Raw genomic sequence first — 1,130 nt, forward strand, 5'->3', positions numbered from 1 at the left:
GGGGGACCCCCACTCGTCGGAGGAGGGGTCGCGCCGTCCGACCCGCCGGGGCGCGAGGAGCGGCGGGAGGGTCGTGCTCGGGTGTACTCGGACGGTGATCGGCAGCGGCGTGCGCAGGGCGCCGGGGAGCCGGTCGATGCCGTCCAGCGGGATCCCGCGGCCCGAGAGCGTCACGGCGAACCCGACCCGGACGGCCCGCGGGGCCACGCGCGGGTCCGGCTCCTGCGCGGCGCGGTACAGCAGCAGGGCCCACGCGGCCTGGAGGGCGCTGCTCTCGCCCGCGCCCCAGGCGGCGGCCCAGCCGCGCAGCCGCACCGCCTCGTACGGGGTGAGGCGGCGCCGGGCCCGTCCGCTGCCGCGGCCGTGGGCGATGTGGCCGGCCGGGACGACGACGGCGGCGGCGGGCCGGGTGGACCAGAACTGCCGGGCGGGGCCGGTGTCCTGGGCGCCGAGCCAGCGGGCGTGGTCGCGGAGGTCCGGGCGGCGCTCGCCGCCGGGGAGGGTGCCGCCGGTCAGGTAGGCGCGGTAGAAGGACTGGAGGAGCAGGCGCACGCTCCAGCCGTCCAGCATGGCGTGGTGATAGGTGAGCAGCACGCGGGTGACGAGGCCCTCGTCGGACGGGCCGGTGTCGACCAGCGTGGCGCGCAGCAGGGCGGGCCGGCGCAGGTCGAAGCCGCGCCGGCGGTCGGCGTCCAGGAGCTCCTCCCAGCCGGGCGCGCCGGACGGGTTGCGGGTCACCTCGGGGACGGCGCGGTCGTGGAGGACGATCCACGGGTCGTCGTGCGCGTCCTCCGGCCAGTCGAACGCGGCCCGCAGGACGAGCTCGTGGTCGAAGACGGACTGCCAGGCGGCGGTGAACCGGTCGGTGTCCAGCGGGCCGTGCCAGTTCCAGGACAGCTGCTCGACGTGCCGCCCGCCGTGGTCGGCCCCGCCGGTCGCGTCGCGCAGGAGCTCGCGCTGGAGGGCGCTGGTGGGGACGGTCACCGGCGCGGGCGGGTGGGAGAGCGCGGAGCGCAGCTCGTCCAGGACGCCGAGGGTGCGGGCGGGGGGGCCCGCGGCGGGTGCGACGAAGAGGCCCCCGGCCCGCCCGGGCCGCCCCGCCCCGGCCGCGCGCCTGCGCGGCCCGCGCG

Annotated in this window: 1 protein-coding gene; it reads right to left on the minus strand. The window is 79.6% G+C overall.

What is annotated here, in order from left to right:
* A partial coding sequence (locus tag ACFV4F_RS43440; RefSeq protein WP_380511599.1) for a condensation domain-containing protein occupies nt 1-1,130 on the minus strand: 1,130 nt, incomplete at both ends.

The organism is Kitasatospora sp. NPDC059722 (assembly GCF_042733235.1).
GTDB lineage: Bacteria > Actinomycetota > Actinomycetes > Streptomycetales > Streptomycetaceae > Kitasatospora.